Source organism: Psychrobacillus sp. NPDC093180 (genome assembly GCF_044754065.1).
GTDB lineage: Bacteria > Bacillota > Bacilli > Bacillales_A > Planococcaceae > Psychrobacillus.
Genome location: NZ_JBIVOJ010000001.1, coordinates 37,289 through 60,166, shown reverse-complemented (window position 1 = coordinate 60,166; position 22,878 = coordinate 37,289). Strand labels below are relative to the sequence as shown.

The 22,878-nt window shown below is 37.3% G+C and carries 22 protein-coding genes and 2 other annotated features (1 of these 24 running past the window's edge); of the genes, 6 read left to right on the top strand and 16 right to left on the bottom strand.

Annotation, left to right across the window (positions count from 1 at the left end):
* Nucleotides 1-79: 79 nt before the first annotated feature.
* The 6 genes from ytpR to ACIP9W_RS00390 all read right to left on the bottom strand — a co-directional run bounded on the left by ytpR (nt 80) and on the right by ACIP9W_RS00390 (nt 4,137).
* On the bottom strand, nt 80-685 hold the full coding sequence (ytpR, locus tag ACIP9W_RS00415; protein WP_400785037.1) for a YtpR family tRNA-binding protein: 606 nt from the start codon (nt 683-685) through the stop codon (nt 80-82).
* Nucleotides 682-1,497: a DUF1444 family protein gene (locus ACIP9W_RS00410; protein ID WP_400785035.1), complete on the bottom strand. Its 816-nt coding sequence runs from the start codon at nt 1,495-1,497 to the stop codon at nt 682-684. The genes ytpR and ACIP9W_RS00410 overlap by 4 nt, the downstream gene beginning before the upstream one ends.
* Before the next feature lie 97 nt (nt 1,498-1,594).
* Complete coding sequence (locus tag ACIP9W_RS00405; protein WP_400785033.1) at nt 1,595-1,906, bottom strand: thioredoxin family protein; 312 nt, start codon at nt 1,904-1,906, stop codon at nt 1,595-1,597.
* 12 nt (nt 1,907-1,918) lie between these two features.
* The gene (locus ACIP9W_RS00400; protein WP_400785031.1) at nt 1,919-2,431 is read right to left on the bottom strand and encodes a hypothetical protein; all 513 of its coding nucleotides are present in this window, start codon (nt 2,429-2,431) and stop codon (nt 1,919-1,921) included.
* A gap of 63 nt (nt 2,432-2,494) precedes the next feature.
* Nucleotides 2,495-3,016 (bottom strand): DUF84 family protein, encoded by a 522-nt coding sequence (locus ACIP9W_RS00395; protein ID WP_400785030.1) that lies wholly within the window; start codon nt 3,014-3,016, stop codon nt 2,495-2,497.
* Between the two features lie 47 nt (nt 3,017-3,063).
* Nucleotides 3,064-4,137 (bottom strand): M42 family metallopeptidase, encoded by a 1,074-nt coding sequence (locus tag ACIP9W_RS00390; RefSeq protein WP_400785028.1) that lies wholly within the window; start codon nt 4,135-4,137, stop codon nt 3,064-3,066.
* A gap of 169 nt (nt 4,138-4,306) precedes the next feature.
* Here ACIP9W_RS00390 and ACIP9W_RS00385 point away from each other — a divergent pair, with 169 nt between their 5' ends.
* Nucleotides 4,307-4,618, top strand: coding sequence for a hypothetical protein (locus ACIP9W_RS00385; RefSeq protein ID WP_282241349.1), 312 nt, complete (start codon nt 4,307-4,309; stop codon nt 4,616-4,618).
* Between the two features lie 233 nt (nt 4,619-4,851).
* Nucleotides 4,852-5,766, top strand: a complete 915-nt coding sequence (locus ACIP9W_RS00380) for an iron-hydroxamate ABC transporter substrate-binding protein (protein WP_400785026.1) — start codon at nt 4,852-4,854, stop codon at nt 5,764-5,766.
* A 603-nt stretch (nt 5,767-6,369) separates the two neighbouring features.
* Here ACIP9W_RS00380 and ACIP9W_RS00375 read toward each other — a convergent pair.
* From ACIP9W_RS00375 to pepV, 7 genes are read right to left on the bottom strand one after another with little or no spacing between them, the layout of a single operon-like run.
* A complete protein-coding gene (locus ACIP9W_RS00375; RefSeq protein WP_400785024.1) occupies nt 6,370-7,221 on the bottom strand; it encodes a YtnP family quorum-quenching lactonase in 852 nt (283 codons plus the stop codon).
* 16 nt (nt 7,222-7,237) lie between these two features.
* A complete protein-coding gene (gene trmB, locus ACIP9W_RS00370) occupies nt 7,238-7,879 on the bottom strand; it encodes a tRNA (guanosine(46)-N7)-methyltransferase TrmB (RefSeq protein WP_400785022.1) in 642 nt (213 codons plus the stop codon).
* 4 nt (nt 7,880-7,883) lie between these two features.
* A complete protein-coding gene (locus tag ACIP9W_RS00365) occupies nt 7,884-8,822 on the bottom strand; it encodes a diacylglycerol/lipid kinase family protein (protein WP_400785020.1) in 939 nt (312 codons plus the stop codon).
* Nucleotides 8,815-9,774: a nuclease-related domain-containing protein gene (locus ACIP9W_RS00360; RefSeq protein ID WP_400785018.1), complete on the bottom strand. Its 960-nt coding sequence runs from the start codon at nt 9,772-9,774 to the stop codon at nt 8,815-8,817. The genes ACIP9W_RS00365 and ACIP9W_RS00360 overlap by 8 nt, the downstream gene beginning before the upstream one ends.
* Nucleotide 9,775: 1 nt before the next feature.
* Nucleotides 9,776-10,318: an RNA 2',3'-cyclic phosphodiesterase gene (gene thpR / locus ACIP9W_RS00355; protein WP_400785016.1), complete on the bottom strand. Its 543-nt coding sequence runs from the start codon at nt 10,316-10,318 to the stop codon at nt 9,776-9,778.
* Nucleotides 10,315-11,166: a D-amino-acid transaminase gene (gene dat, locus ACIP9W_RS00350; RefSeq protein ID WP_400785014.1), complete on the bottom strand. Its 852-nt coding sequence runs from the start codon at nt 11,164-11,166 to the stop codon at nt 10,315-10,317. Before dat ends, thpR begins: the two co-directional genes overlap by 4 nt.
* Nucleotides 11,166-12,575 carry a dipeptidase PepV gene (gene pepV / locus ACIP9W_RS00345; protein ID WP_400785012.1) on the bottom strand — a complete coding sequence of 470 codons (1,410 nt, stop codon included), beginning with the start codon at nt 12,573-12,575 and terminating at the stop codon, nt 11,166-11,168. The genes dat and pepV overlap by 1 nt, the downstream gene beginning before the upstream one ends.
* Nucleotides 12,576-12,876: 301 nt before the next feature.
* Here pepV and ACIP9W_RS00340 point away from each other — a divergent pair, with 301 nt between their 5' ends.
* Entirely contained in the window at nt 12,877-13,098 is a 222-nt protein-coding gene (locus ACIP9W_RS00340; RefSeq protein ID WP_142538837.1) for a DeoR family transcriptional regulator, read from the top strand.
* A gap of 37 nt (nt 13,099-13,135) precedes the next feature.
* Here the strand turns inward: ACIP9W_RS00340 and ACIP9W_RS00335 are convergent, their stop codons facing one another.
* Nucleotides 13,136-13,858 (bottom strand): pseudouridine synthase, encoded by a 723-nt coding sequence (locus ACIP9W_RS00335; RefSeq protein WP_400785010.1) that lies wholly within the window; start codon nt 13,856-13,858, stop codon nt 13,136-13,138.
* Nucleotides 13,859-13,867: 9 nt separating this feature from the next.
* Nucleotides 13,868-15,484 carry a putative polysaccharide biosynthesis protein gene (locus ACIP9W_RS00330; protein WP_400785008.1) on the bottom strand — a complete coding sequence of 539 codons (1,617 nt, stop codon included), beginning with the start codon at nt 15,482-15,484 and terminating at the stop codon, nt 13,868-13,870.
* 300 nt (nt 15,485-15,784) lie between these two features.
* Between ACIP9W_RS00330 and ACIP9W_RS00325 the strand changes: the two genes are divergently transcribed.
* From ACIP9W_RS00325 to ACIP9W_RS00315, 3 genes are all read left to right on the top strand, one after another.
* Nucleotides 15,785-17,041 (top strand): BaiN/RdsA family NAD(P)/FAD-dependent oxidoreductase, encoded by a 1,257-nt coding sequence (locus ACIP9W_RS00325; RefSeq protein WP_400785006.1) that lies wholly within the window; start codon nt 15,785-15,787, stop codon nt 17,039-17,041.
* 726 nt (nt 17,042-17,767) lie between these two features.
* Nucleotides 17,768-17,996: a binding site (T-box leader), on the top strand.
* Nucleotides 17,997-18,048: 52 nt separating this feature from the next.
* Nucleotides 18,049-19,437 (top strand): anthranilate synthase component I, encoded by a 1,389-nt coding sequence (gene trpE / locus ACIP9W_RS00320; RefSeq protein ID WP_400785004.1) that lies wholly within the window; start codon nt 18,049-18,051, stop codon nt 19,435-19,437.
* Nucleotides 19,434-20,006, top strand: a complete 573-nt coding sequence (locus ACIP9W_RS00315) for an anthranilate synthase component II (protein WP_400785003.1) — start codon at nt 19,434-19,436, stop codon at nt 20,004-20,006. Before trpE ends, ACIP9W_RS00315 begins: the two co-directional genes overlap by 4 nt.
* Nucleotides 20,007-20,234: 228 nt before the next feature.
* Here the strand turns inward: ACIP9W_RS00315 and leuS are convergent, their stop codons facing one another.
* Entirely contained in the window at nt 20,235-22,646 is a 2,412-nt protein-coding gene (gene leuS / locus ACIP9W_RS00310) for a leucine--tRNA ligase (RefSeq protein ID WP_400785001.1), read from the bottom strand.
* A 42-nt stretch (nt 22,647-22,688) separates the two neighbouring features.
* Nucleotides 22,689-22,878 (bottom strand) — a binding site (T-box leader); it runs 22 nt beyond the window's last position.

The following is a 22,878-nucleotide window of genomic DNA, read 5'->3' as shown; positions in this document are numbered from 1 at the left end:
AATAAAAAAGCATACCAAATTGGCATGCTTTTTCATATTTTGATATAAATTAGCTAATTACAGATAAAGAATACATGTCTTATGATTCAAAGGATGTTCCAATTTCAGCATTTTCGTCTAGAACTAATATACCCTTCACTTCAGGAGCGTTCGGTAATGCTAATTCTCTTGCAGAACAAAGCATACCGCTAGATGCAATTCCACGAAGCTCTGCATCTTTAATAACCATACCAGAAGGCATCACTGCTCCTACTTTCGCCACTACAACTTTTTGGCCTGCATCCACATTAGGAGCCCCACATACAATCTGTAAAGTTGTTTCTCCAACATTTACTTGGCAAACTTTTAATTTGTCTGCATTTGGATGCTGCTCTAATGATTCTACGTAACCAACTACAAACTTAGGTGATAAATCCACTTCTAATTGGTAGTCTGCCCCATTTGTATGTAAAGCTTGCTGTACTTTTTCAGCAAACGCTTCTGTAAGCTCAACATTGCCTTTTGTTTCTATTTTTTCGTATTTGCTAAAGTTAAAAATATTGATCGCTAATACTTCGTTTGTTTTTGCATCTTTTACAAACGTAACGTCACCTCTTGTTTCCGTCACTACTTTTTCTACTTTTTCAGGTGTTAATTGCACTAAAAGTACATCCCCTACGCCTACTTCATTGTAAAAAATATTCATTTGTCTTCGTTCTCCTTCGTTACTCGATTTTTCGCCATGATAAATATCGGCTCTAAATCTCCATTTTCATATATAAAAGATAATGAAGTAATGGGTACTGTTCCAACGGTGAAGAAATGCATCGTCATTTGTGCTAGAACATCGTATCCAGTTTCATTTCTTATATCACCGATAATCATAACATCTTGATGGGGTACAGAAACAGTCATATCTCCAACAATTATTTTTTTCATATCTCGAAGGAGTGATTCGTTTAACATACGACTAGCATCATATCCATCATTGTTATTGAAGAAATAGAAAGTGTTGTCCGCTACGACATCTTTTTTATAATTTGTTTCTAAGTTTCTAACTTGGAATAATGCTCTTTCGCGAATTTCTGTTTCCCTAATATTCCAAGCAGCTAACATTTTTTCATCGAGTAATCGATAGGTGCTTCCTAAGTCTAATGCATAATAAATACGTGTTTCTGCAGTATGATCTTTTGTAATAAATTTATTTCCTTCATTCGATTTCAAAGGAAATGAGGTCGAACGTATAATTGGATAAACAGAAGAAGCCGGATCAATTTCTCCTGCTTTTTCTTTTTCCATCGCTAAAAATGTATGATGAATCGTGTAGACTACCTCATCGATCGCTTGATCCTTCTTCGTTTCGTATTTAGCTAAAATAGGAGGTATTGACATATCAATTCCTTTACCTATCTCCTTATGCGTCAATCGAAGTTTGTTTGTCTCGCGATTATAATCATACGTATATATCTCTTCTGATAGTTTTGTTTTTAAAACTCTTATAAATTCTAGTGCTTTCACAGTAAATCTTTCCCTTCCATTCAATCAATTACGCCACGGTGTAACTATTGGCTGAAAAAAGTTAAACGGTCCACCATGAGTGAACCGTTTGAATGTTTTACATCGTTTGAAGAAATGATTCAATTTCTTCTCTTGTTTTGCGGTCTTTACTAACAAAACGACCTTTTTCCACACCATTTTCGAAAACGATAAAACTCGGAATCCCGTACACGTCTAACTGGCCACATAAATCGATAAATTCATCCCGATTTACAGACACGAATGTAAAGTTTGAAAACTTGTCTTCTATTTCTCCCATAAAAGGGTCGATGAAATGGCAATCCGGACACCAATCCGCTGTAAATTTGAAAACTACCTTTTCCTCTTCCTTTAACTGCTCGAATTGTTCTATTGAAGTTAAATTTTGCATGTAAATTCTCCTTTAATTTGTTGTGATGGATCGAACAATTGTCATCATTTTTTCCAAATTCCCTGCAATATCTTGTTGTTTGGAAATCGTTGACAGCTTAATACCACCAATACTAGTAATGAGCTCGTATTTCTCTTCACTATTTTCGAGAACCGCTACAAATCCAAATCGACCATTTTGTTCAAATGTCTTCTCTTCTACTATATTTAAATTAGTGTCTGCCATCATTAAATCATAATATAATCGACTACCTGGTAATTCGTTAGGGTTAAGAAATAAAATATAGGAATCTTTCCCTTTCGAAAGAATAATATTCGTTTCATCAGGCTCATCTTCTATTGAAAAACCACTAGGGATAAATAATTTCATATTGTTTATTTTTTCATTCGGTTTTTCAGCATCACTTTGAAAAACTAACTTAGCATTTTCTATACCATCTTCCACTTCATCTTCCATGGAAGAGCATCCAACTAATAAAATGACAGCTAGCGACGCGAAAAAAAATCGCATCCAATTTCGAGTCATTTACTTTCCTCCATTCACAGCATAACTGCTATATATTTTAACGATGATTTACCTTACATGCAACTACAACAACTTCTTGGAAAGCTCATATTGCCCTATTAGAAGATACATAATATGTTCGAACATCATACTTCTTGTGATAAGCCCGTCCGTAAATACACCAATTGCTCCTTCCGCGTGGCGAATCCCTTTCCTATTTGTATAGACGTCCATTACTGGTCCAAGTTCCGCCCCAGCACGTAACTTTTCGGACACTTCGTCTGGCAAAGGAATACCTGCCCCCATCGCAGTAAATACTTCCCCGCCACTTGTCACAAGCGCCCCCCAATTACACATGTAGAGGACACCTTCAATTTCCTGTACGCCTCCTTCTAAGCCAATTCCAAACAAAGTATCCTGCTGCTCTATTAGCTGTTTTGCTCGATTGATCGCTCCTTGTCTCGTTTCTTCATTGCTCATTGGCTGTACAGATACGAAGGAGTCTACTTCCTTGTTTACGAAACTGGCATCTGGATAATATAGTTTCGCAATTGTTTGCACTGCTTTTGTTTTAGCTTTATTATTAGTTCCTATGTATATTTTCATCGATTTATTCTCCATTTCCAAAAAAAGATGCCTCGAGGGCATCTTTTTTATACGTTTGCTTTAATCGTTTCTAGTGTAGTTTGATCACATGCTTTTACTAGTTTTACTAGTAATTCTTTTGCTGCAGCATAGTCATCTGTATGGATGATTGAAGATGATGTGTGAATATAGCGTGAGCATATACCAATTACAGCACTTGGAATTCCTTCATTAGATGTATGCACTCGACCTGCATCTGTACCACCTTGGGAGATGAAGTATTGGTAAGGAATACTATGTGTTTCTGCTGTGTCCAATACAAATTCTCGCATACCACGATGCGTTACCATTGTACGGTCAAAAATACGTAAAAGTGTCCCTTTTCCAAGTTGACCAAATTCATTTTTATTGCCAGAAGCATCATTTGCAGGACTTGCATCTAAAGCGAAGAACAGGTCTGGTTTAATCATATTTGCAGAAGCCTGTGCCCCACGTAAGCCCACTTCTTCCATTACGTTTGCACCGGAATAAAGCATATTCGGTAATTGCTCGTTTTGGACTTCTTTTAATAGTTCAATTGCAAGTCCACAGCCATAGCGATTATCCCAAGCTTTTGCCATGATTTTTTTATCATTAGCCATTGGTGTAAATGGGCAAACTGGAACAATCTGATCTCCTGGTTTGATCCCCATGCGCGCCACATCTTCTTTATCGTCTGCACCAACATCAATGAGCATATTTTTAATATCCATCGGCTTGTTGCGTATTTCATCGCTTAGTAAATGAGGAGGAATGGAACCGATTACACCAGGAATTGTTTTTTCTTTTGTTACAATGTCCACACGTTGTGCAAGTAGAACTTGGCTCCACCAGCCACCAAGTGGTTGAAAACGAATCATTCCGTTATCAGTAATACCAGATACCATGAAACCAACTTCGTCCATATGACCAGCTACTAATATTTTAGGTCCATTTGCATCTCCTTTTTTCAAACCGAAAATACCACCTAAATTATCTTGCACGATCTCATCCGAATATTTCGACAGCTCGCTTCGCATAAATGCTCGAACTGCATGTTCATTGCCAGGTGCGCCTGGTAATTCTGTTAACGTTTTAAATAGTGAGCGCGTTTCTTCATTCATCTAAAAAAGCCTCCTAAAGCTCCTGCAAAAATATATTTTTCAATAAAGATTCCACTTCTATTGTAATAAAAGATGCATTACTTTACTACAATTAAACTTCGAATATCGAATAATTTAAACGACACCGGATGTGTGATACACTAAAAAAAAGGACTGGAGGAAGATAACGATGAAACTAAAAGATTATATGATGGGTCTAGGTACTGGTATTGCTATTGGAATTATTGCAAGTCAAGCCGCTAACAAAGTGAATAATCGATCTGCCGAGCTCGTTCTAAAAGATATAAAAACAGCATTTAAAGAAGAGGGACCAATTGATGGTTCATGGATTTTAATGAACCCAGAGCCGTTTAACAAAGAGGCTATTCATACGAATGTATACAAAGGCGGCATTTCCCGCATGAAAGATGGAGAACTTGAGCAGTTTGAGTTTGCCGCAGACGCAAAAACTGGTACGGTTGTAGAATTGGTAAGAATGTAAGGTAAACAAAACTAATATAATTTAAAGCCAAGAAGAAGTAAAATATCTACTTCTTTCTTGGCTTTTTCAATTCCCTTTTCTCTTCTTATAAGCTAATTATAAACAAAAAATTCATTGACATCTTTTATCAACGCTATTAATATTTTATATGAGTTAATTGAAAATGATTATCATTATTACTTTGATTACTTTCATATTAATATCACACTATGTTTTAAAAGGAGAAAATCATATTGAAAAAGCTATTCCTACCATTCTTATTTTTGTTAGTACTCATTCTTTGTGCCTGCGGAAATAATGAGTCGGTGAACGAAGATAAGACAACTGAGACTAAAACAGATACATTTACTTACCAATCAGAAACTGGACCTATTGAAGTACCTACCGATCCCAAAAGAGTAGTGGCTCTTACTAATGGTCCCAATGCATTGGCCCTAGATGCCCACATCGTCGGTATTGATGAATGGACTAATACAAATCCCCTTTTTGAAGAAAAGCTTAAGGGTGTCGAAGTCGTATCAGAGGATAACTTGGAAAAAATCATTGAACTGGAACCAGATCTTATCATAGCTGGATCTTATATGAAAAATATCGACAAATTAAATGAAATTGCTCCTACTGTTGTTTTTACTTGGGGAAAACTGGATTATTTAACCCAGCAAGTTGAAATTGGAAAACTCTTAAACAAAGAAACAGAAGCGAAGGAATGGGTCAAAGATTTCCAAGAGCGTGCTAAAACGGCAGGAGAAGCCATTCAAGCAAAAATCGGTAAAGATGCAACTGTTTCTGTCATTGAAAGTGGGGATAAAGAGTTTTATGTATTTGGAAATAATTATGCACGAGGAACAGAAATACTATATCAAGCAATGGAATTAAAGATGCCTGATAAAGTAAAGGAATTGGCGCTTGAATCAGGTATTTATACCTTTTCATCAGAAATGCTTCCGGAGTTTGCTGGAGATTATGTAATTCTAAGTAAAAACCCAGATGTGGATAATTCATTTATGGAAACTGATGTATGGAAGAACATACCAGCAGTTAAAAACAATCAGGTATTCGAAATAAACACGAAAGCATCTACCTACAGTGATCCCATCACCCTAGAATATCTTCTCGAGTTTTTCGAAAAATCATTTCTTAATAACTAGTTAGCTAAAATATATCCCAACTTGACTGACAACCACCCCCGTATAATTACGGGGCTTTTTTTATAGCACATCACCGGGCCAACTGTAGCGAAAATCAAAGAAGCTTGCTATTTACTTAGTTCTAGCTGTTCTTATATAACCCATTAAAAAATCCAGTAATTGTTTGAACGAGACATAACAGGCTGCGAACGCGACAAAACTCCTCTTCGAGCATGACCAAACCCATTTCGAAAGCGACGTAATTCCCGCTGAACACGATAAAACCAATTTAGCAGATTCTCTTTTGGGAATAGTGAAGAATGGCTCCTATTTACTACGTAGTATCCCCATAATTCTAAGTATCTTCTTGTACCCTTATCCAGTAAATGGATAAGGGCAACCAATCAGTCATGGTAAGCAACTAATTCTTAAATTAGCAAGTTTACTTGGGGTGAGACACTGATAATTACCACACAGTTTTCTCAAATCATGATTAAAATAATTAGCATGCCGTTCCTTATGCAACTTGAGTTATCTACGTGTCTAAACTTCTATAGTCTCCTTCTCTATAAATAAAAACAACTTATGGTTACGTAAGCCATAAGCTGTTTTATCAGACTTCATTCAGAAGTTATTCGTTCTCTCTAGTTTATCTACTATCTCTTTTCCATCTTCAGACCATTTCACTAATCGGTAAAAGACGTCATGGTAAAAGCTAAACCAATAATTAGATTGTAATGCCTCGTTTACCCACTTTTCTTTCGCAAAAATAGAAGTCATTGGATAATCGTCATAAGCCAATACCCATAGTGGATTTTGGTGTGCATGTGTAGGCATGAGATCCGCCATATGAATAATCGTCTCATCGTTTTGCTTAAACAACACAATACTATGTCCATCGCTGTGACCACCAGTGTGAATCATTTCAATCCCATCTACTACTTCTATGGAATCGGTAAATGTCACTACTTGATCTTCTATGGGCTCCCAATTTTCTTTCCAATATGTATTTCGAGAACGGATATTTGGGTTTTTCATTTCATTCCATTCGACGTCCGACACATAAATTTTAGCATTTGGAAAACTGGAAACAAGCCTGTCATCTGCCCATTTAGTTAAACCACAAGCATGATCAAAATGTAAATGTGTCATGATCACTATATCGATTTCTTCTGGGAGAACACCAAGTTGTGCTAAATTGTCTTCCACCTGAGATTGATTGGAAACTCCATAGTTTCGTAATTGCTTGTCCGTAAATTTTCCGTAACCGATTCCTGCTTCTAGTAAAATTTTTTGCCCTTTGTGCTGGATGAATAATGGATCGGATGCTAATTCGATTTGATTCTTTTCATTGACAGGATATTTCTTTTCCCATAATGGTTTTGGTACAACACCGAACATGGCACCCCCATCCATATGCGTCGTCCCGCCCTGTAACCAAGTTAAAGACATGTCGTGAAATTGAAACGTATCCATTCTCCCTTGTCCCCTTTTATACGAATTTTGCTTCAACACGATAAATCGGCTGCCCTTTTGCAGAAAATTTTTCTTCATACTCCGTCATAATGTTATCTTCTGGCATATTTGCGTGCAAATCGAGCGAAACATCTTTTATTAACATACCATAAGCTGACATACTAATTAAAGAGTATTCAAATAATCCCCGATTATCTGTTTTGAAATGGATTTCCGCATTATCTACTAAAATAGATTCATATAGTTTCAAAAACCCTTCATGCGTTAAGCGTCTTTTCGCATGTCTAATTTTTGGCCATGGATCAGAGAAATTTAAATAAACACGGTCTACATCGTTTTTCTCGAAGTATTTGTCCAAATCGGCACCATTTACTTTTAGTAAGCGTAAATTTGACGGAGAGCCTGCTGCAATCACATTTTCAACCGCAGAAACAATAACGCTATCATAAAGCTCTATTCCAATGTAGTTAATATTGGGATTTTGTTTTGCCATCCCAGTTATAAACTGACCTTTGCCTGTACCCACTTCCATATGAAGCGGATGATTATTATTAAATTCCGATTCCCACTTCCCTTTCAACTCTTCCGGATTCGGAATAACAATTTCAGGGTGGCTATTTATAAATTCTTCTGCCCATGGTTTATGTCTTAACCTCATTATGTTAAACTCCTTTTTCTATATGTTTTGCTAAGTTCCAAGCTTTTGGACTGACTGAAAATAAATAAGAGTGATTTTCCTCGGTTATACAAGAAAATTCCCCATCTACATGTCCATAAACTTTGTCATGCATTGATATTGTATAGTTTTTCGCTTGAAACTGAATAACTTCTTTATATTTTGTATGTTTTCCAAAGAACACCGTACTAAATATAAATAATAATTTCCATCTTGCTAGCTTGTACACGATGGTCATTTCAATTAATTGATCATTTGGTTTGGATAAAGGTGATATTTTCATCCCTCCACCAAAATAGGGTTGATTGCATACAACGATGAACCAAACATCGTCATACGTTACCATTTTGTCTTCTGTATGTAAAGTGAAAGAAAAACGCTGAAAAGTAAATAACTCTTTTATAAGGTATATAATGTAAGTTAACTTTCCTAAACCAAACGTATTTAATCTTTTTTTCCATGTAGAATGGTTAACAGAATAAGCCACTTTTGCATCAAAACCAAACCCTGCATTATTCACTACAGGGTATGAATCATGACCAATAGTTAACAAAGCTAGATCCATTTTCACTGATTCATAGTTGCTATGTACATACTCATTTAATTGCTCGGTCGTTTGAAAAACAGAAAATGTTCGGCCGAAATCATTCCCACTTCCTGCAGAAATGACACCAACTCGAACATGATTGTAGCCTGTAACTCCAACAATGATTTCGTGGACCGTACCATCCCCACCAACAGCAACTATTAATAACGCATCTTTACTCGATGCAGCATAGCTTCTAGCAATCTCTGTTGCATGTCCACTTCGTTCAGTTATTACACATGTATAAGGAAAAGCAATGGCATCTTTCCACTTCTTCCAAATCTTTTTTCCACGTCCATTACCGGCATGCTCATTGACGATAAAAACAATGTTATTCATCTTTCTCCTCGCTATCTAAATCCCAAGAAGACCTTGAATAAGAAGTAGTTTGCACTAAATTTAAAATTGCTTGTGCAGCTTTAAATTGCATATGTTTCATAGGAGAAGGAGAATTCTTTAATGATAAAAACCATTCTCCATACGTCCTGCTATCGACAAATTGGACATTATAAGAAGAACCGGGATAGTCGATATATCCATTCCTTGATAGAATAACTTTTCTAATCGGTAAATCTATTTCTTCTTTTTTAAAAACTTGCAATAAGATAGATTCCATACGATTAATATTAATCATCGGACTTAATACTTTTTTCTCTTCTTTTCCACTTTTTCTTATCCAAAAACGATCCCCGCTACCGATAAATGCATCTAGATTTTGGCCTTCTAGCATAACGATACAAACAATTTCTGTTGGCAAAACCAGCATAATATCTAATTCAATTGGTGCCTTTTTTAGCTTTAAAATAGGATAATAGAATAAAAAATAATTATCGGGAAGCGTCTGCATAAACGTTCTTAATAATGTATCTCGCATAAATTTTGGATCCACATACGACTTTTCACGTAAAGTAGAACTTGCCCATTTTATTTGAAAATGGAAAAGTTGATCTAAATACATTCGTTTTAAATCTTCTTTCGTCTGTGGCTCATAAACAATTTTTGGTTCAAAAAAAAGAGGAGTGGGCTCATCCGAAATAGAATTTACCTCTTCTATTTCCGTATTTTCTTCCTTATTGCGATGAAACAGTTTAGAAAAAAAAGATTTTTTCTCTGGTTCCTCTATTTTTTCTTCTTCTGTATCCATCCAATTATTATGGAATGCCCCTTTTTCAAATTCCTCTTTCGTGCGTTCCCATTGTTGTTTTTTCAATCGAATAAATTGAGTTGGGTATCTTTTCAAATCTTTTTCGTAACGTGAAACATAATCCTGTAGCTTAACTAATTGAGCCATTCTACACCCCCCTATTCTGTATACAAACAATATCCTCATAACGAGGGGAACGATTGTTATTTATTTGGAAAATGGAGAAATGAGAGACATCAAAACTCATCTTTGGTAATTGAAAATCTGTTGTATGCAATTCGTTCGCTGCTGCCCATTTTTTAGCAATGGTAATATGAGCGTTAAAATCTTTAATGTTATTTATCTCAATAACTTTGGATAATTGCTGCACAATTTTCTGTTGTAGATCATGTAAAGGATTGCTGTCTTCTAAGGCAGTATATATTACACGAGGTGTTTGCGCATTTCCAAAATGAGATAAGCCGCTTGTTGTTAGTTCGAACGCTTCCCAATGAATATCTTGTAAACGTTCCACGATCGATGTTAGTACAATTTGTTCCACATGCCCTAAGTAAAAGAGCGTGATATGCAAGTCCTCTGCGACAGGCAAAGTTTTATGTGTTGTATGCACATTTGTTTTTTCACGCTCATTTACAATCGCTTTTGCAATATGCTCGGGAACCTTAATACCGATAAAGTAATGTTGTTTCATACACCAATAGAAGATGGGATTTTGTGTTCAAATGCTTGTTGCAGTTTTTCTGTCCATTCCCCACGTTTACCTTCTCCGATTAGTTGTCCTTCAAGAGAAATGATTGGCATTACTTCTGCGTTTGTAGAGGACATAATCATTTCATCCATAGCCAATGCTTGTTCCTTCGTAAACGCTTCTTCGACTACTGTTAACCCGATTTCTTCGCAACAATCTAAAATCACTTTTCTTGTAATACCATTCAATATCAAGTTACTTACTGGATGCGTATAAAGTACACCATCTTTTATGCCATACACATTAGAAGAAGATCCCTCTGTCACAATCTCTCCACGATGTTGAATTGCTTCATAGCAGTCTTTATTAATTGCTTCTTGTTTAGCGAGTACATTACCAAGTAAGTTAAGCGACTTAATATCGCAACGAAGCCATCGAATATCCTCTACAAAACAAGCTTTTACTCCGTTTTTTAGCTGAGCGAGTGGGCGTGTCGTTTCTTTTGTATAAGCTGTTAAAACGGATTCAACTGCAGGATTAGGAAAATTATGCTGTCTCGGACTTATACCACGTGTAACTTGTACATAAATATGACCATTCTCTACTTCGTTTGTTTCGATTAGTTCATGGAGCATTTTGTGCATAACATCTTTTGTGTATGGGATCACTAGCTGAATTTTATCGGCACTTGCATATAAACGATCGATATGCTCTATTGCTGTAAATACATTGCCGTTATAAATTTTAATTACTTCGTAAATCCCATCACCGAATTGATAACCACGGTCTTCAAATCCAATTTTTACTTCTTCTTCGTTTATAATTTCGTCATTCCATAAAATTTTAGCCATTATTTTTCACCTGCTTCTACATTTTTACTTGCTAGTTCAACGATTGCATCAGCATAAATTGCTGTAGCTTTTATCAAATCTTCAATATCCACGTATTCATCTAGTTGATGCGCAACATCTTTTCTACCCGGAAAAAGCATACCAAACGCCACCCCTTTATCGAGTACACGTGCATATGTCCCTCCACCAATGGATAGAAGCTTTGCTTCTTCTCCAGTATTTCTTTCATATACTTTTTGTAATGTTTGGATTAACTCATCCTTTTCATCGACATGATGCGGAGCAGAATTAGAACCTAAATCAAGTGTAATGCCCATTTGCTTTAACACTCCTCGACAAGCAGCAAGCTTTTCTTCAAAAGGATACGTAACAGAATAGCGCATGCTTACTTGTGTGCATGATCCTTGTTCTGGTGCATAATGAATCACCCCAGGATTAAGCGTAGTATCACCTGATATATCATCCGTAAAGTTTAACTCGAGTTTATGCCCTCTGCTATCTTCCCCAAATCCTTCTACCAAAAAGTCTACAAAAGCTTTCGAATGAGCGGTTAAATTAATCGTTTGTAAAAATTTCGCAAGTACGATTGCTGCGTTAACTCCTTCATCCGGTTCCATAGCATGTGCAGATTTTCCGTGGACTAATACTTTTACCATTGGGCCTTGAGGAGCAACTTCCCCAGTAATTCCATGTTCTTTCGCAAAAACATCAAATTTTTCTTTAATGGTAATAAGTCCACCAAATACAAAGGCAAAGGCTTCATCAGGTACCATATTTGTTCGTTTTCCAGCTTGAAAAAACTGAATTGTTTCTGTTTCAGGGGAACCTGTTTGCGTAAAGATTAAACTGGCAATTCCTTTTTCTGCATTAATAATTGGAAAATCTGCATCCGGAGCAAACCCAATTGTCGGCATTTGTTCTTTTTGAAAATAGCGATCCACGCAACGAAAGCCACTTTCTTCGTCCGTTCCAATAATCATACGCACTTTTTTAGAAAGCTCAATTCCAGATTCTTTTACTAATTTCATCGCCATCCATGCGGCAATGGTTGGTCCTTTATCATCTATTGCACCGCGACCGTATACTCGATCGTTTGCCACGACACCCTCAAATGGTGGGTAAGTCCAGCCATTTCCTTCTGGTACTACATCTACATGACAAAGAATACCGAGAATTTCTTCACCTTCACCCATTTCAATATGACCAGCCATATTATCTACATTTTTTGTTGTAAAACCGGCTTTTTCTCCTTCTTGCAGCATATGTTGTAATGCCTCTAAGGGTTTTGGACCGAAAGGCATGTCGTCTGTAGCTAGATCTTTTTGTAGGACACTTGGAATTTGAATAAGCTTTTGTAACTCTGTTATTATTTCTTCTTTCTTATCTTCAGCAAGTTTTAACCAGTTCATAAGACAACCACCTCTACGATTAATGTATATATAGCTATTTTACACTTATTTTAACTGGACGTCTTTTAAAAAAATTTATAACCTATAAATGCCTGTACTTTCAGATTTTTATGTTAAAACTTTGTAAATTAATTTGTTTTGATAGAAATTTGGTAGAAAATCTACTATAATTAAATTGTCAGATAATACTATTGACTACCAATATAGTAAAGGGGCTGTAAATTGCAATTATCTAGTTGCTTTTCACCCATGTCGTCCGCTAGTCTAGCCAAGAGATATGATGATGAAGGAGTGGTTACTCATGAAACCTACTACTGATCGGATGCTCAATCGAATTAAAGACATGTACATGTTCATCCGAGATAACGGAACTGTTACAACACAAGACTTAGTCGATGAATTTGGCATCACTCCTCGCACCATTCAGCGAGATTTGAATGTGCTTGCTTTTAATGACTTAGTTATTAGTCCAACAAGAGGCAAATGGACCACGACGAACAAACGCGTTAAATTAACATCTTAGATAGCTTCAATATGAAAAGAATGACCATGCTCAAAACTTAAGCGAGGTCATTCTTTTGCTGTATTTGCTCTAATTCTTCTTCTGTTAATTCCCGATATACCCCTTCTGCAAGTGACTCATCCAGCTTAAGGGCACCCATTGAAAGTCTTTTTAAGAAGACTACCTTTTTCCCTACTGCTTCAAACATTCTTTTAACTTGATGGAATTTCCCTTCTGTAATTGTTAATTCAATCTCAGAAATGGATCCACTTTTTAAAATCTGGAGTATACCAGGTTTTGTATGATAGCCATCATCTAATGTGACTCCATTTTTAAAAGCTTCTATATCAGTCTCGTTTACTATACCTTGCACCTTGGCAAAGTATACTTTTGGAACCTCTTTATTTGGCGTCAGCAAACGATGCGTTAATGCTCCATCATTTGTAAGTAACAGCAGACCTACCGTATCCTTATCCAGCCTCCCGACTGGATAAGGCTCGAAATGCCTCACATCATCATTCAATAAATCGATGACGGTTTTATCTCTTGTATCTTCTGTTGCAGATACAACTCCTGCTGGTTTATTTAACATTAAATAAATGAACTGTTTATATTCTATAACTTCCCCGTAAACAGATACTCTATCGCTATGTTCATTTACATGCACACCGCTATCTTTTACAGTGACTTCATTTACTTGAATTGCCTTTGACTTGATCAATAACTTAACTTCTCTTCTTGTTCCAAAGCCCGTATGAGCTAGAAATTTATCTAATCGCATATCGTTCTCCTAAAAACCAATTTTTTTCGTGTATTTTGTGAGTCTTTCTCCAAAGAGCTTTTGTGCAAGACCTAATCGCAATGTTACATACCCATAAAAAGCAGCACCGATGGAAGCACAAACAAATATGACTACCAATGCCTCCAGCTTATGATCAATTGCGAACATTTTCTCGATGCCCCATTTAGAAAGGAATACTAGTATTAACATAGCTACATTCACCATCAGGATTAATAGAATTCTTCTAAACACCATCGTTGATTTGTAATGCAAAGTTTTTCGAATCGCAAACATATTTAACCCTATGGCTACAATATAACCTAAAGAAGTAGCCAATATTGCACCGTCTGTTTCAAACGCTTTAATGAGTGGCGTATTTAACACAAGCTTCGTTAATATACCAAGTAATAAATTCAAGATAATAAGTTTTTGTCTGTCTATCCCCTGCAAAATCGCTGTTGTCACTGGATATAGCGCAAATAATATAGCTACAGGTGCATAATGCGCAAGCACTGTCGCCCCTGTTTCACTTTGCTCGTAAAACACTAGGTAAAATTCATTCGCTAAAACGGAAATACCCATGGCAGCTGGTACAGTTAGGAATAATAATATTTGAAAAGTTTGGTCCAATGATTTTCTTACTTGGCCAAAATCTTGCTTCGCGTAATAACTTGTAATTAACGGAATTAAGGTCATGGAAAATCCTGTTGCTAGCATTACAGGGATCATTACAATTTTGTGCGTATACATGTTAAGCATCCCTAAATATGTATTGGATATTTCCGCTGTTTTTCCAATCAATAGCATTGCGCGATTAAATGTGATCATATCAATAAACTGAAATAATGGATTTATAACTCCTACTAGAGCAAATGGAACTGTATATATTAGAATTTCTTTATATATTTCTTTTAAAGAAACATTCGAAGTAATATTACCACTATTAGTAAGTAAATTATTAAATTCCGGTTTTAGTTTTTTCCAATACCAATAAAGTATAATTAGACCTGCTATTGCTCCAATAAATGCAGCAAATACGGCAAATGAGATTGCTGTCTTCTCTGTTCCGTTAAAGATCTTAACAACAAAGAATGCTCCCACTAGAACAAATAAAATTCGTACAATCTGCTCTATTAATTGAGATATAGCTGTAGGAGTCATATGTTGATACCCCTGGAAAAAACCTCTGATTAAACTCATTAAAGGAACTATTATAACGGCGAAACTAACATATTTAATAACACTCGCTACATCATGAATAGTGAAGAAAGATTCATCATTTTTTATAACAAGATGAGCTATAGGTTCAGCTAAAGAAAATAAAATAATGAACCCCAAAATACCTGTCACACTCATTAACACCATACTTGATTTTACAAGCTTTCTTCCAGTTGCATAATCGCCTAATGCATTATATTTTGAAACAAACTTGGAAACTGCAATAGGGATTCCAGAAACGGCAATCGCAAGCATTATCGAATATGGCACATAGGCATATTGATAAAGTGCCATATACTTTTCCCCGACAATTTGATACAAAGGAATAACATAGAGTACTCCCAAAATCCTTGATAATAAGAGACCAACAGTTAAAATCATTGTCCCTTTTAATAAATTCGAAGCCATAAAACCCGCCCAATCCTGTCAAATTCGCCTTGACGTATTTATTGCGCCCAGATTAAGTAAGGAAGTTAGCCTAAGAACTTCACATCCTTACGACAACAGCTAACTGACCTGCATCACGCAGGTCTGAGCTCGTTTGAGATATTCCTCTTAAAATCTGTGGCATCCGCCAAAGGCTTTAACTTTAGGCAACAATAAAATAATTGTTGCCTAAAGTTAAATTGTCTACACTACAGTTTACATCTGTCTCATGAAAACCACAATCGTGTATAATAAAGAAAAAAGTGAAAGTGTGAATTATTTATGTATGACGTTATTGTAATCGGTGGGGGTCCATCAGGATTAATGGCCGCTGCCGCTGCTGGAGCAGAAAAGAAAAAAGTATTACTTATTGAAAAAGGTTCAAAGCTTGGTAAAAAACTTGCTATATCTGGCGGTGGACGTTGTAACGTAACCAATCGTCTTCCTCAAGAAGAAATCGTCAAAAATATCCCTGGAAATGGACGTTTTTTATTCAGTCCCTTCTCCGTTTTTAATAATGAAGATATTATTGCGTTTTTTGAAAATCTTGGGGTTGCTTTAAAAGAAGAGGATCACGGAAGAATGTTCCCTGTTTCCAATAAGGCAATGGATGTTGTAAATGCGTTACTGGATGAATTAAAAAGACTACATGTTGAAATTAAATTAAATTCTCCAGTCGCAAAGCTCCTAATGAATGACGAAAAAGTAATTGGCGTACGCCTTAGTACAGGTGAAGAAATTGTTGCACCGGCTGTTGTTGTTGCTGTTGGAGGAAAGGCAGTTCCGCAAACTGGATCCACTGGAGACGGCTATCCTTGGGCTGAAAAAGCGGGACATACAGTTACAGATCTATATCCAACAGAAGTTCCTTTATTATCAAGCGAGTCTTTTATCAAATCGAAGGAGCTTCAAGGTCTTGCCCTGCGAGATGTTGCGGTTTCTGTACTGAAGAAAAATGGAAAACCGATCATTACTCATCAAATGGACATGCTATTTACCCATTTTGGTTTAAGTGGTCCAGCCATTTTGCGTTGTAGCCAATTCGTTGTGAAAGAACAAAAGAAAAATGGCGAACAGCCTGTTCAAATTCGCATCGATAGTTTGCCAGATCAAAATGAAGAGCAAACATTTCAATCTCTCCTCTCTTCTATCAAAGAGGATCCGAAAAAGTCTGTGAAAAATGTTTGGAAAGGGATTGTGCCGGAAAGATGGTTATTATTTTTACTACAGCGTGCGGGTATCCAGGAAAGTGAAGATGGCCAAAACCTAGCACATGAGAAAATAAGAGAACTCGCACATCAATTGAAACAATTTACGGTGGACGTTTATGGTACACAGCCTCTCGATAAAGCATTTGTAACAGGTGGCGGCGTATCTATTAAAGAAATTGAACCCAAAACAATGGCGTCTAAGAAAAAAGCAGGACTGTATTTCTGCGGGGAGATTTTGGATATTCACGGATATACAGGTGGTTATAATATTACATCCGCCCTTGTTACTGGGAAAATTGCGGGTATGAGTGCTGCGTTAGCTAATTGATTTATCCTATAACTAATACGCAATATAGGGAAACTGCGACTTAGAGAGCGTGGAGAAAGTGAACGCTTGGATTTAGCACGGCGGCGCTTCGCTTTCCCGATGGAGTCTCGCGCCGCCGCACTAAATCGCTCCAATTAAGTGGTTGCAGAACAATTATTTCTAGAAAATGGCTAAGGGCAACCAAACAGCTGTCGAAAGCAACCAGTTCTAGTCTGAGAGCAACCAAACGATTGTCGAGAGCAATTAGTAGTAGTCTGAAAGCCACCAAATTACCCCTGAGAGCAACCGATTTTTAATAAAACAAGTTTACTTGGAATGAGACGCCTATAATAATTGTTCATTAATTGGGGTTACTTTACAAAAAGCAACCGTTCTATCAGCTTTGTCGCGTTCAGCCGTTATTTTGTCCCATTCGCAGTGGATATTGTCTTGTGTCACCACTTATTGGTAATTAGGAACTCTGATAAGTAAGAAATTTCTCTTGATTTTCACTGCTGGCGTCGACTCCTGCCGGATGAGGGAGCAAAATGAGCCATCCCAACGTCCGCCTCAGGCGGCGGGGATGGCTCATCGCTCACCCGGCGGAAAGCGTACGACTGCAGTGAAAATCATAGCGGTCACCTAATAGAACTTTCTACTTCGCAGTTTCCCTAGAAGGTGCAACTATTTATTAGCTACCTCAAAATATAAATTGAATTTTAACACTATTTATAATACAATAGTCTTTAACAAGCGATGATGAAGAATAGTAGCGATGTAAAATGCTTAAGAGAGCTAACGGTTGGTGCAAGTTAGTAGCAGGCATGTCGTGAATGGGCTTCTGAGCTCCGGGCTGAACGTATTAGTAGGCTTAGGCGTATGTCTACGTTACAAGACTTCGCGAATGGTTGTTTGCGAAATAAGCGGGTTACAATAGTAATCAATAAAGGTGGCACCACGGCTCTCCGTCCTTTTTAGATGGAGGGCCTTTTTGTGTTCAGTTGAGCAGAGAAAAGGAGAGATTAGTAATGACAGTTGAGACGAGAAGCTATGAGATGAAAGAGATTCAAGGAGATATGATGACCCCTATTTCCATTTACCAATCGATAAATGGAAGAAAGAAAATGCTATTTGAATCGTCAGCTAAGCATGAAGAAAGTGGACGTTATTCATTTATCGCATTAAACCCCATTGCAGAATTGATTGGTGACCAATCAGGCTATACTCTGTCGTATGCCGAGGGAGATACGGAGAAAGGGTCATCATCTGTAATTGAGAAACTAAAAGATCTGATGCCCATTCATACAGAGAAGTACCCGTTTGCTTTTTTCGGCGGGGCGATTGGCTATTTCGGATACGAAACGGCATTTTATCAAGAGAAGATTGGGAAATTGTTGCCTGATGAATTAGAGATGCCAGATATCCATCTTATGTTCTATGACACATTTATTATTTTTGATCATTTGAAACAAAGTGTGACGATTGCTGCAATTGATTTATTTCAAACTGGTCGCACGCAACAAGAGATGGCAACTGCAATTGAAACAATTTATACAGATTTACAGCAGGTTTCCAAGCTTCAAGAGGATACAAAAACAAAGCTTGCTTTCCAACCAAATATAGGACAGTCAACTTTCATTCAGATGGTAGAAAAAGCAAAGGAGCACATTGTAAAAGGTGATATTTTCCAAATTGTGTTATCACAACGTTTTTCTTCCCCTTTCGAAGGAAATCCTTTTGCTCTATATCGCCAGCTTCGTACTTCGAATCCTTCTCCTTATATGTTTTATATGGAGTTTGAAAAATATACGATTCTCGGCACTTCACCAGAAAGCTTAGTTAAAGTTAATAATGGAATGATTACGACCAATCCAATCGCAGGGACAAAGCCACGAGGAGAAACCGTCGAGGAAGATATGCAAATCGCAAAAGATTTATTGAATGATGAAAAAGAAATTGCCGAGCATCGAATGCTTGTAGATCTTGGACGTAATGATATCGGACGGATTTCGGAAATTGGTTCCGTACAAATCCAAAAGTATATGAAGGTTGAATACTATAAATATGTCATGCATATTGTCTCAGAAGTAACCGGTCGCTTAAAGAAAGACTTGCATGTGCTTGACGTGTTGACAGCTTGTTTACCAGCAGGCACTGTGTCCGGAGCTCCCAAAATCCGTGCGATGCAAATTATTAATGACTTAGAAACTACCAAACGTGGAGTGTACGCTGGAGCGGTCGGCTATATCTCCGTCACTGGCAATATGGATTTAGCGCTTGCTATACGCACGATGGTTGTGAAAGATAGCCATGCTCATGTTCAAGCGGGAGCTGGTATTGTCTTTGACTCGGTTCCAAAAAGTGAATACGAGGAAACGATTAATAAAGCGAAAGCACTGTTGGAGGTGCAACGATGATTTTATTAATCGATAATTATGATTCCTTTACTTATAATTTATTTCAACAAGTGAGCACACTAGGTCAGGAAGTAACGGTTATTCGAAATGATGCAATATCCATTGAAGAAATAGAACGATTAAATCCTGCGGCTATTCTTATTTCTCCAGGTCCAGGTACCCCAACGGAAGCTGGCATTTCGGTGGAGATTATTCAGAAGCTGCACAGAAAGTATCCGATACTTGGAATTTGTCTTGGTCATCAGTCAATCGGTGCTGCATTTGGTGCGGATATTGTGCAAGCTAAAACAATCATGCATGGCAAGATTTCAAACATAGAACATACTTATTCATGCTTATTTAAGGGTATAAATGAACCCATGTCCGTTATGCGTTATCATTCGCTGGTGATTGATGAAAATACATTAAGCGACGAACTAGAGGTACTTGCTAGAGCTAAAGATGATCAGGAAATAATGGCGATCAAACATCGAGATTACCCCCTATATGGACTTCAGTTCCATCCTGAATCCATTGGAACTGCGCAAGGGAATCGGATTATACAGGCTTTTATAGAAACACTTGTATGATAATATACAAAATGCAGGAGCTCCTAGTATCTTACTAGGGGCTTTTTGAGTTGAAAAATGTTTGAGAATAGAGTTAGTTGGAAATTTGGAGGGTTTAGTTGGAATTTTTATAGATATAGTTGGAATTTCGGAGGATTTAGTTGGAAAAACGAACAGTTTAGTTGTAATAGGGGAAAAAAGTAAAAAAAGCTACTTATCCTCAAAAGGGATAAGCAGCTTTCTCACTCATTAGATTACAATATTAACCATTTTACCAGGTATTGCAATAATCTTCTTCACTTCTTGACCTTCCAGCCATTGTTGCACTTGTTCAGAAGCTAGAGCTAATGCTTCTAATTCTTCTTTTGTTGCATCTTTAGAAACATTTAGTTTCGCGCGTACTTTTCCTTTAATTTGTACCGGAACTTCTACTTCGTTATCTACTAATTTAGATTCGTCGAAAGTCGGCCAAGATTCATACACGATTGTATCATTATGTCCAAGAATGCTCCAAAGCTCCTCAGCTATATGCGGAACGATTGGAGAAATGAGCTTCACAAAGCCTTCCACATATTCTTTTGAGATTTTCTCTGCTTTATAGCCTTCATTGATAAATACCATCATTTGTGAAATGGCTGTATTATAATGCATTGCTTCAAAGTCTTCCGTTACTTTCTTAACCGTTTGGTGATACGCTTTTTCTATATTGTCAGAAGAAGTGTCTGTAACTTTTGCACTCAATTTACCCTCTTCATCGACAAGTAAACGCCAAATACGGTCTAGGAATCGTCTTGAACCATCTAAGCCGTTTGTTGACCATGGTTTGGAAGAATCCAGTGGTCCCATGAACATTTCATATAGACGTAGAGAATCGGCACCATGACTTTTCACGATATCATCAGGATTTACTACGTTCCCTTTTGACTTAGACATTTTTTCGTTACCTTCACCTAGGATCATTCCTTGGTTAAATAGTTTTTGGAATGGCTCTTTCGTTGCCACAACCCCGATGTCGTAAAGGAATTTATGCCAAAAACGTGCATATAACAAGTGCAGTACCGCATGCTCTGCTCCACCAACATAAATGTCAACCGGCAGCCAACGTTTAGCTAGTTCTGGATCCACAAGTGCTTCGTCATTGTTCGGATCGATATAACGTAAGTAGTACCAGCAGCTGCCTGCCCATTGTGGCATTGTATTTGTTTCACGACGTCCTTTTTTACCTGTTACTGGATCTACAACATTTACCCACTCAGTAATATTAGCTAATGGAGATTCACCTGTTCCACTAGGTTTAATATCTGTTGTCACAGGAAGCGTTAATGGTAATTCAGACTCTTCTACAGCAGTAGAAGTGCCATCCTCCCAATGGATAATTGGAATTGGCTCACCCCAATATCGTTGACGGCTAAATAACCAGTCGCGTAGACGATACGTGATTTTCTTTTCACCTTTACCATTTGCTTCAAACCACTCAATCGCTTTTGCAATAGCTTCTTGTTTGTTTAAGCCATTTAAAAACTCTGAGTTAACAAGCGTACCGTCAGCTGTGTATGCTTCTTTTTCAATATCGCCACCAGATACTACTTCAACGATTGGCAGGTCAAATTGTTTTGCAAATTCATAGTCGCGCTCATCATGGGCTGGAACCGCCATAATAGCACCTGTTCCGTATGATGCTAATACATAATCCGCAATCCAAATAGGCATTTTTTCGCCACTTACTGGATTGATCGCATAAGCACCTGTAAATACACCTGTTTTATGCTTGGCAAGATCGGTACGCTCTAAATCACTTTTCAATTTCACTTGATCTTTATAAGCTTGCACTGCTTCAGCTTGTTCAGTAGTTGTGATTGTATCTACAAGCTTATGTTCAGGCGCTAATACTGCATAAGTTGCACCGAAAATTGTATCTGGTCGAGTTGTAAATGCACGGAAGGATTCCTTTGTATCAGCTATTTCAAATGTAAGCTCGGCACCTTCTGAACGACCAATCCAGTTACGTTGCATTTCTTTTAAGCTTTCCGGCCAATCTAATTCTTCCAAGTCTTCCAACAGTCTATCTGCATAAGCTGTTATGCGAAGCACCCACTGACGCATCGGGCGACGTTCTACTGGATGTCCTCCACGTTCAGAAACGCCATCAATTACCTCTTCATTTGCCAACACAGTACCTAATGCAGGGCACCAGTTTACTGGCACTTCATCTACATAAGCTAGACCTTTTTTGTACAACTGAATGAAAATCCATTGTGTCCATTTGTAGTAAGAAGGATCTGTCGTATTAACTTCTCTATCCCAGTCAAAAGAAAATCCTAAATCCGTCATTTGACGTTTAAATGTAGCAATATTTTTGGCAGTAAACTCTGCTGGATCATTACCCGTATCAATCGCATACTGCTCTGCTGGTAATCCAAAAGCATCCCATCCCATTGGATGAAGAACGTTATAGCCTTGTTTACGTTTGAATGCACTTAGTATATCCGTTGCGATATACCCTAGTGGATGCCCAACATGCAAACCTACTCCTGATGGATAAGGAAACATATCCAATGCATAAAATTTTGGTTTGGATGGATCATCCGTCATTTTGTACGTTTTGTTTTCTCGCCAATACTTTTGCCATTTTTTTTCGATTGCTTCATGATTAAAGCTCATTGAATTTCCTCCTTAAAATAAAAAAACTCGCCCCTTAAAAAAATAAGGGACGAGAGATATACTCACGCGGTACCACCCAAATTAGTGAAAACTTCACTCAACTTGATTCCTTAACGCGGAAAACGGTATAAGCTACTTAAGTTCACCTATACAGACTCCAAGGCGAGTTCAATAGGGCATTTCACTAACTTTCACCAACCGTTAGCTCTCTAAAAAAACACACGCTATTTAC

Coding starts and splice junctions, on each gene's coding strand:
- ACIP9W_RS00325 (WP_400785006.1), top strand. CDS start 15,785: ATGTATGACGTTATTGTAATCGGTGGGGGTCCATCAGGATTAATGGCC.
- trpE (WP_400785004.1), top strand. CDS start 18,049: ATGACAGTTGAGACGAGAAGCTATGAGATGAAAGAGATTCAAGGAGAT.
- ACIP9W_RS00375 (WP_400785024.1), bottom strand. CDS start 7,221: ATGGATACGTTTCAATTTCACGACATGTCTTTAACTTGGTTACAGGGC.
- ACIP9W_RS00335 (WP_400785010.1), bottom strand. CDS start 13,858: ATGCGATTAGATAAATTTCTAGCTCATACGGGCTTTGGAACAAGAAGA.
- ACIP9W_RS00405 (WP_400785033.1), bottom strand. CDS start 1,906: ATGCAAAATTTAACTTCAATAGAACAATTCGAGCAGTTAAAGGAAGAG.
- thpR (WP_400785016.1), bottom strand. CDS start 10,318: ATGAAACAACATTACTTTATCGGTATTAAGGTTCCCGAGCATATTGCA.
- ACIP9W_RS00395 (WP_400785030.1), bottom strand. CDS start 3,016: ATGAAAATATACATAGGAACTAATAATAAAGCTAAAACAAAAGCAGTG.
- ACIP9W_RS00390 (WP_400785028.1), bottom strand. CDS start 4,137: ATGAATGAAGAAACGCGCTCACTATTTAAAACGTTAACAGAATTACCA.
- ACIP9W_RS00365 (WP_400785020.1), bottom strand. CDS start 8,822: ATGAATAACATTGTTTTTATCGTCAATGAGCATGCCGGTAATGGACGT.
- ACIP9W_RS00400 (WP_400785031.1), bottom strand. CDS start 2,431: ATGACTCGAAATTGGATGCGATTTTTTTTCGCGTCGCTAGCTGTCATT.
- ACIP9W_RS00340 (WP_142538837.1), top strand. CDS start 12,877: ATGAAACCTACTACTGATCGGATGCTCAATCGAATTAAAGACATGTAC.
- ACIP9W_RS00315 (WP_400785003.1), top strand. CDS start 19,434: ATGATTTTATTAATCGATAATTATGATTCCTTTACTTATAATTTATTT.
- ytpR (WP_400785037.1), bottom strand. CDS start 685: ATGAATATTTTTTACAATGAAGTAGGCGTAGGGGATGTACTTTTAGTG.
- ACIP9W_RS00385 (WP_282241349.1), top strand. CDS start 4,307: ATGAAACTAAAAGATTATATGATGGGTCTAGGTACTGGTATTGCTATT.
- dat (WP_400785014.1), bottom strand. CDS start 11,166: ATGGCTAAAATTTTATGGAATGACGAAATTATAAACGAAGAAGAAGTA.
- ACIP9W_RS00330 (WP_400785008.1), bottom strand. CDS start 15,484: ATGGCTTCGAATTTATTAAAAGGGACAATGATTTTAACTGTTGGTCTC.
- leuS (WP_400785001.1), bottom strand. CDS start 22,646: ATGAGCTTTAATCATGAAGCAATCGAAAAAAAATGGCAAAAGTATTGG.
- ACIP9W_RS00360 (WP_400785018.1), bottom strand. CDS start 9,774: ATGGCTCAATTAGTTAAGCTACAGGATTATGTTTCACGTTACGAAAAA.
- trmB (WP_400785022.1), bottom strand. CDS start 7,879: ATGAGGTTAAGACATAAACCATGGGCAGAAGAATTTATAAATAGCCAC.
- pepV (WP_400785012.1), bottom strand. CDS start 12,575: ATGAACTGGTTAAAACTTGCTGAAGATAAGAAAGAAGAAATAATAACA.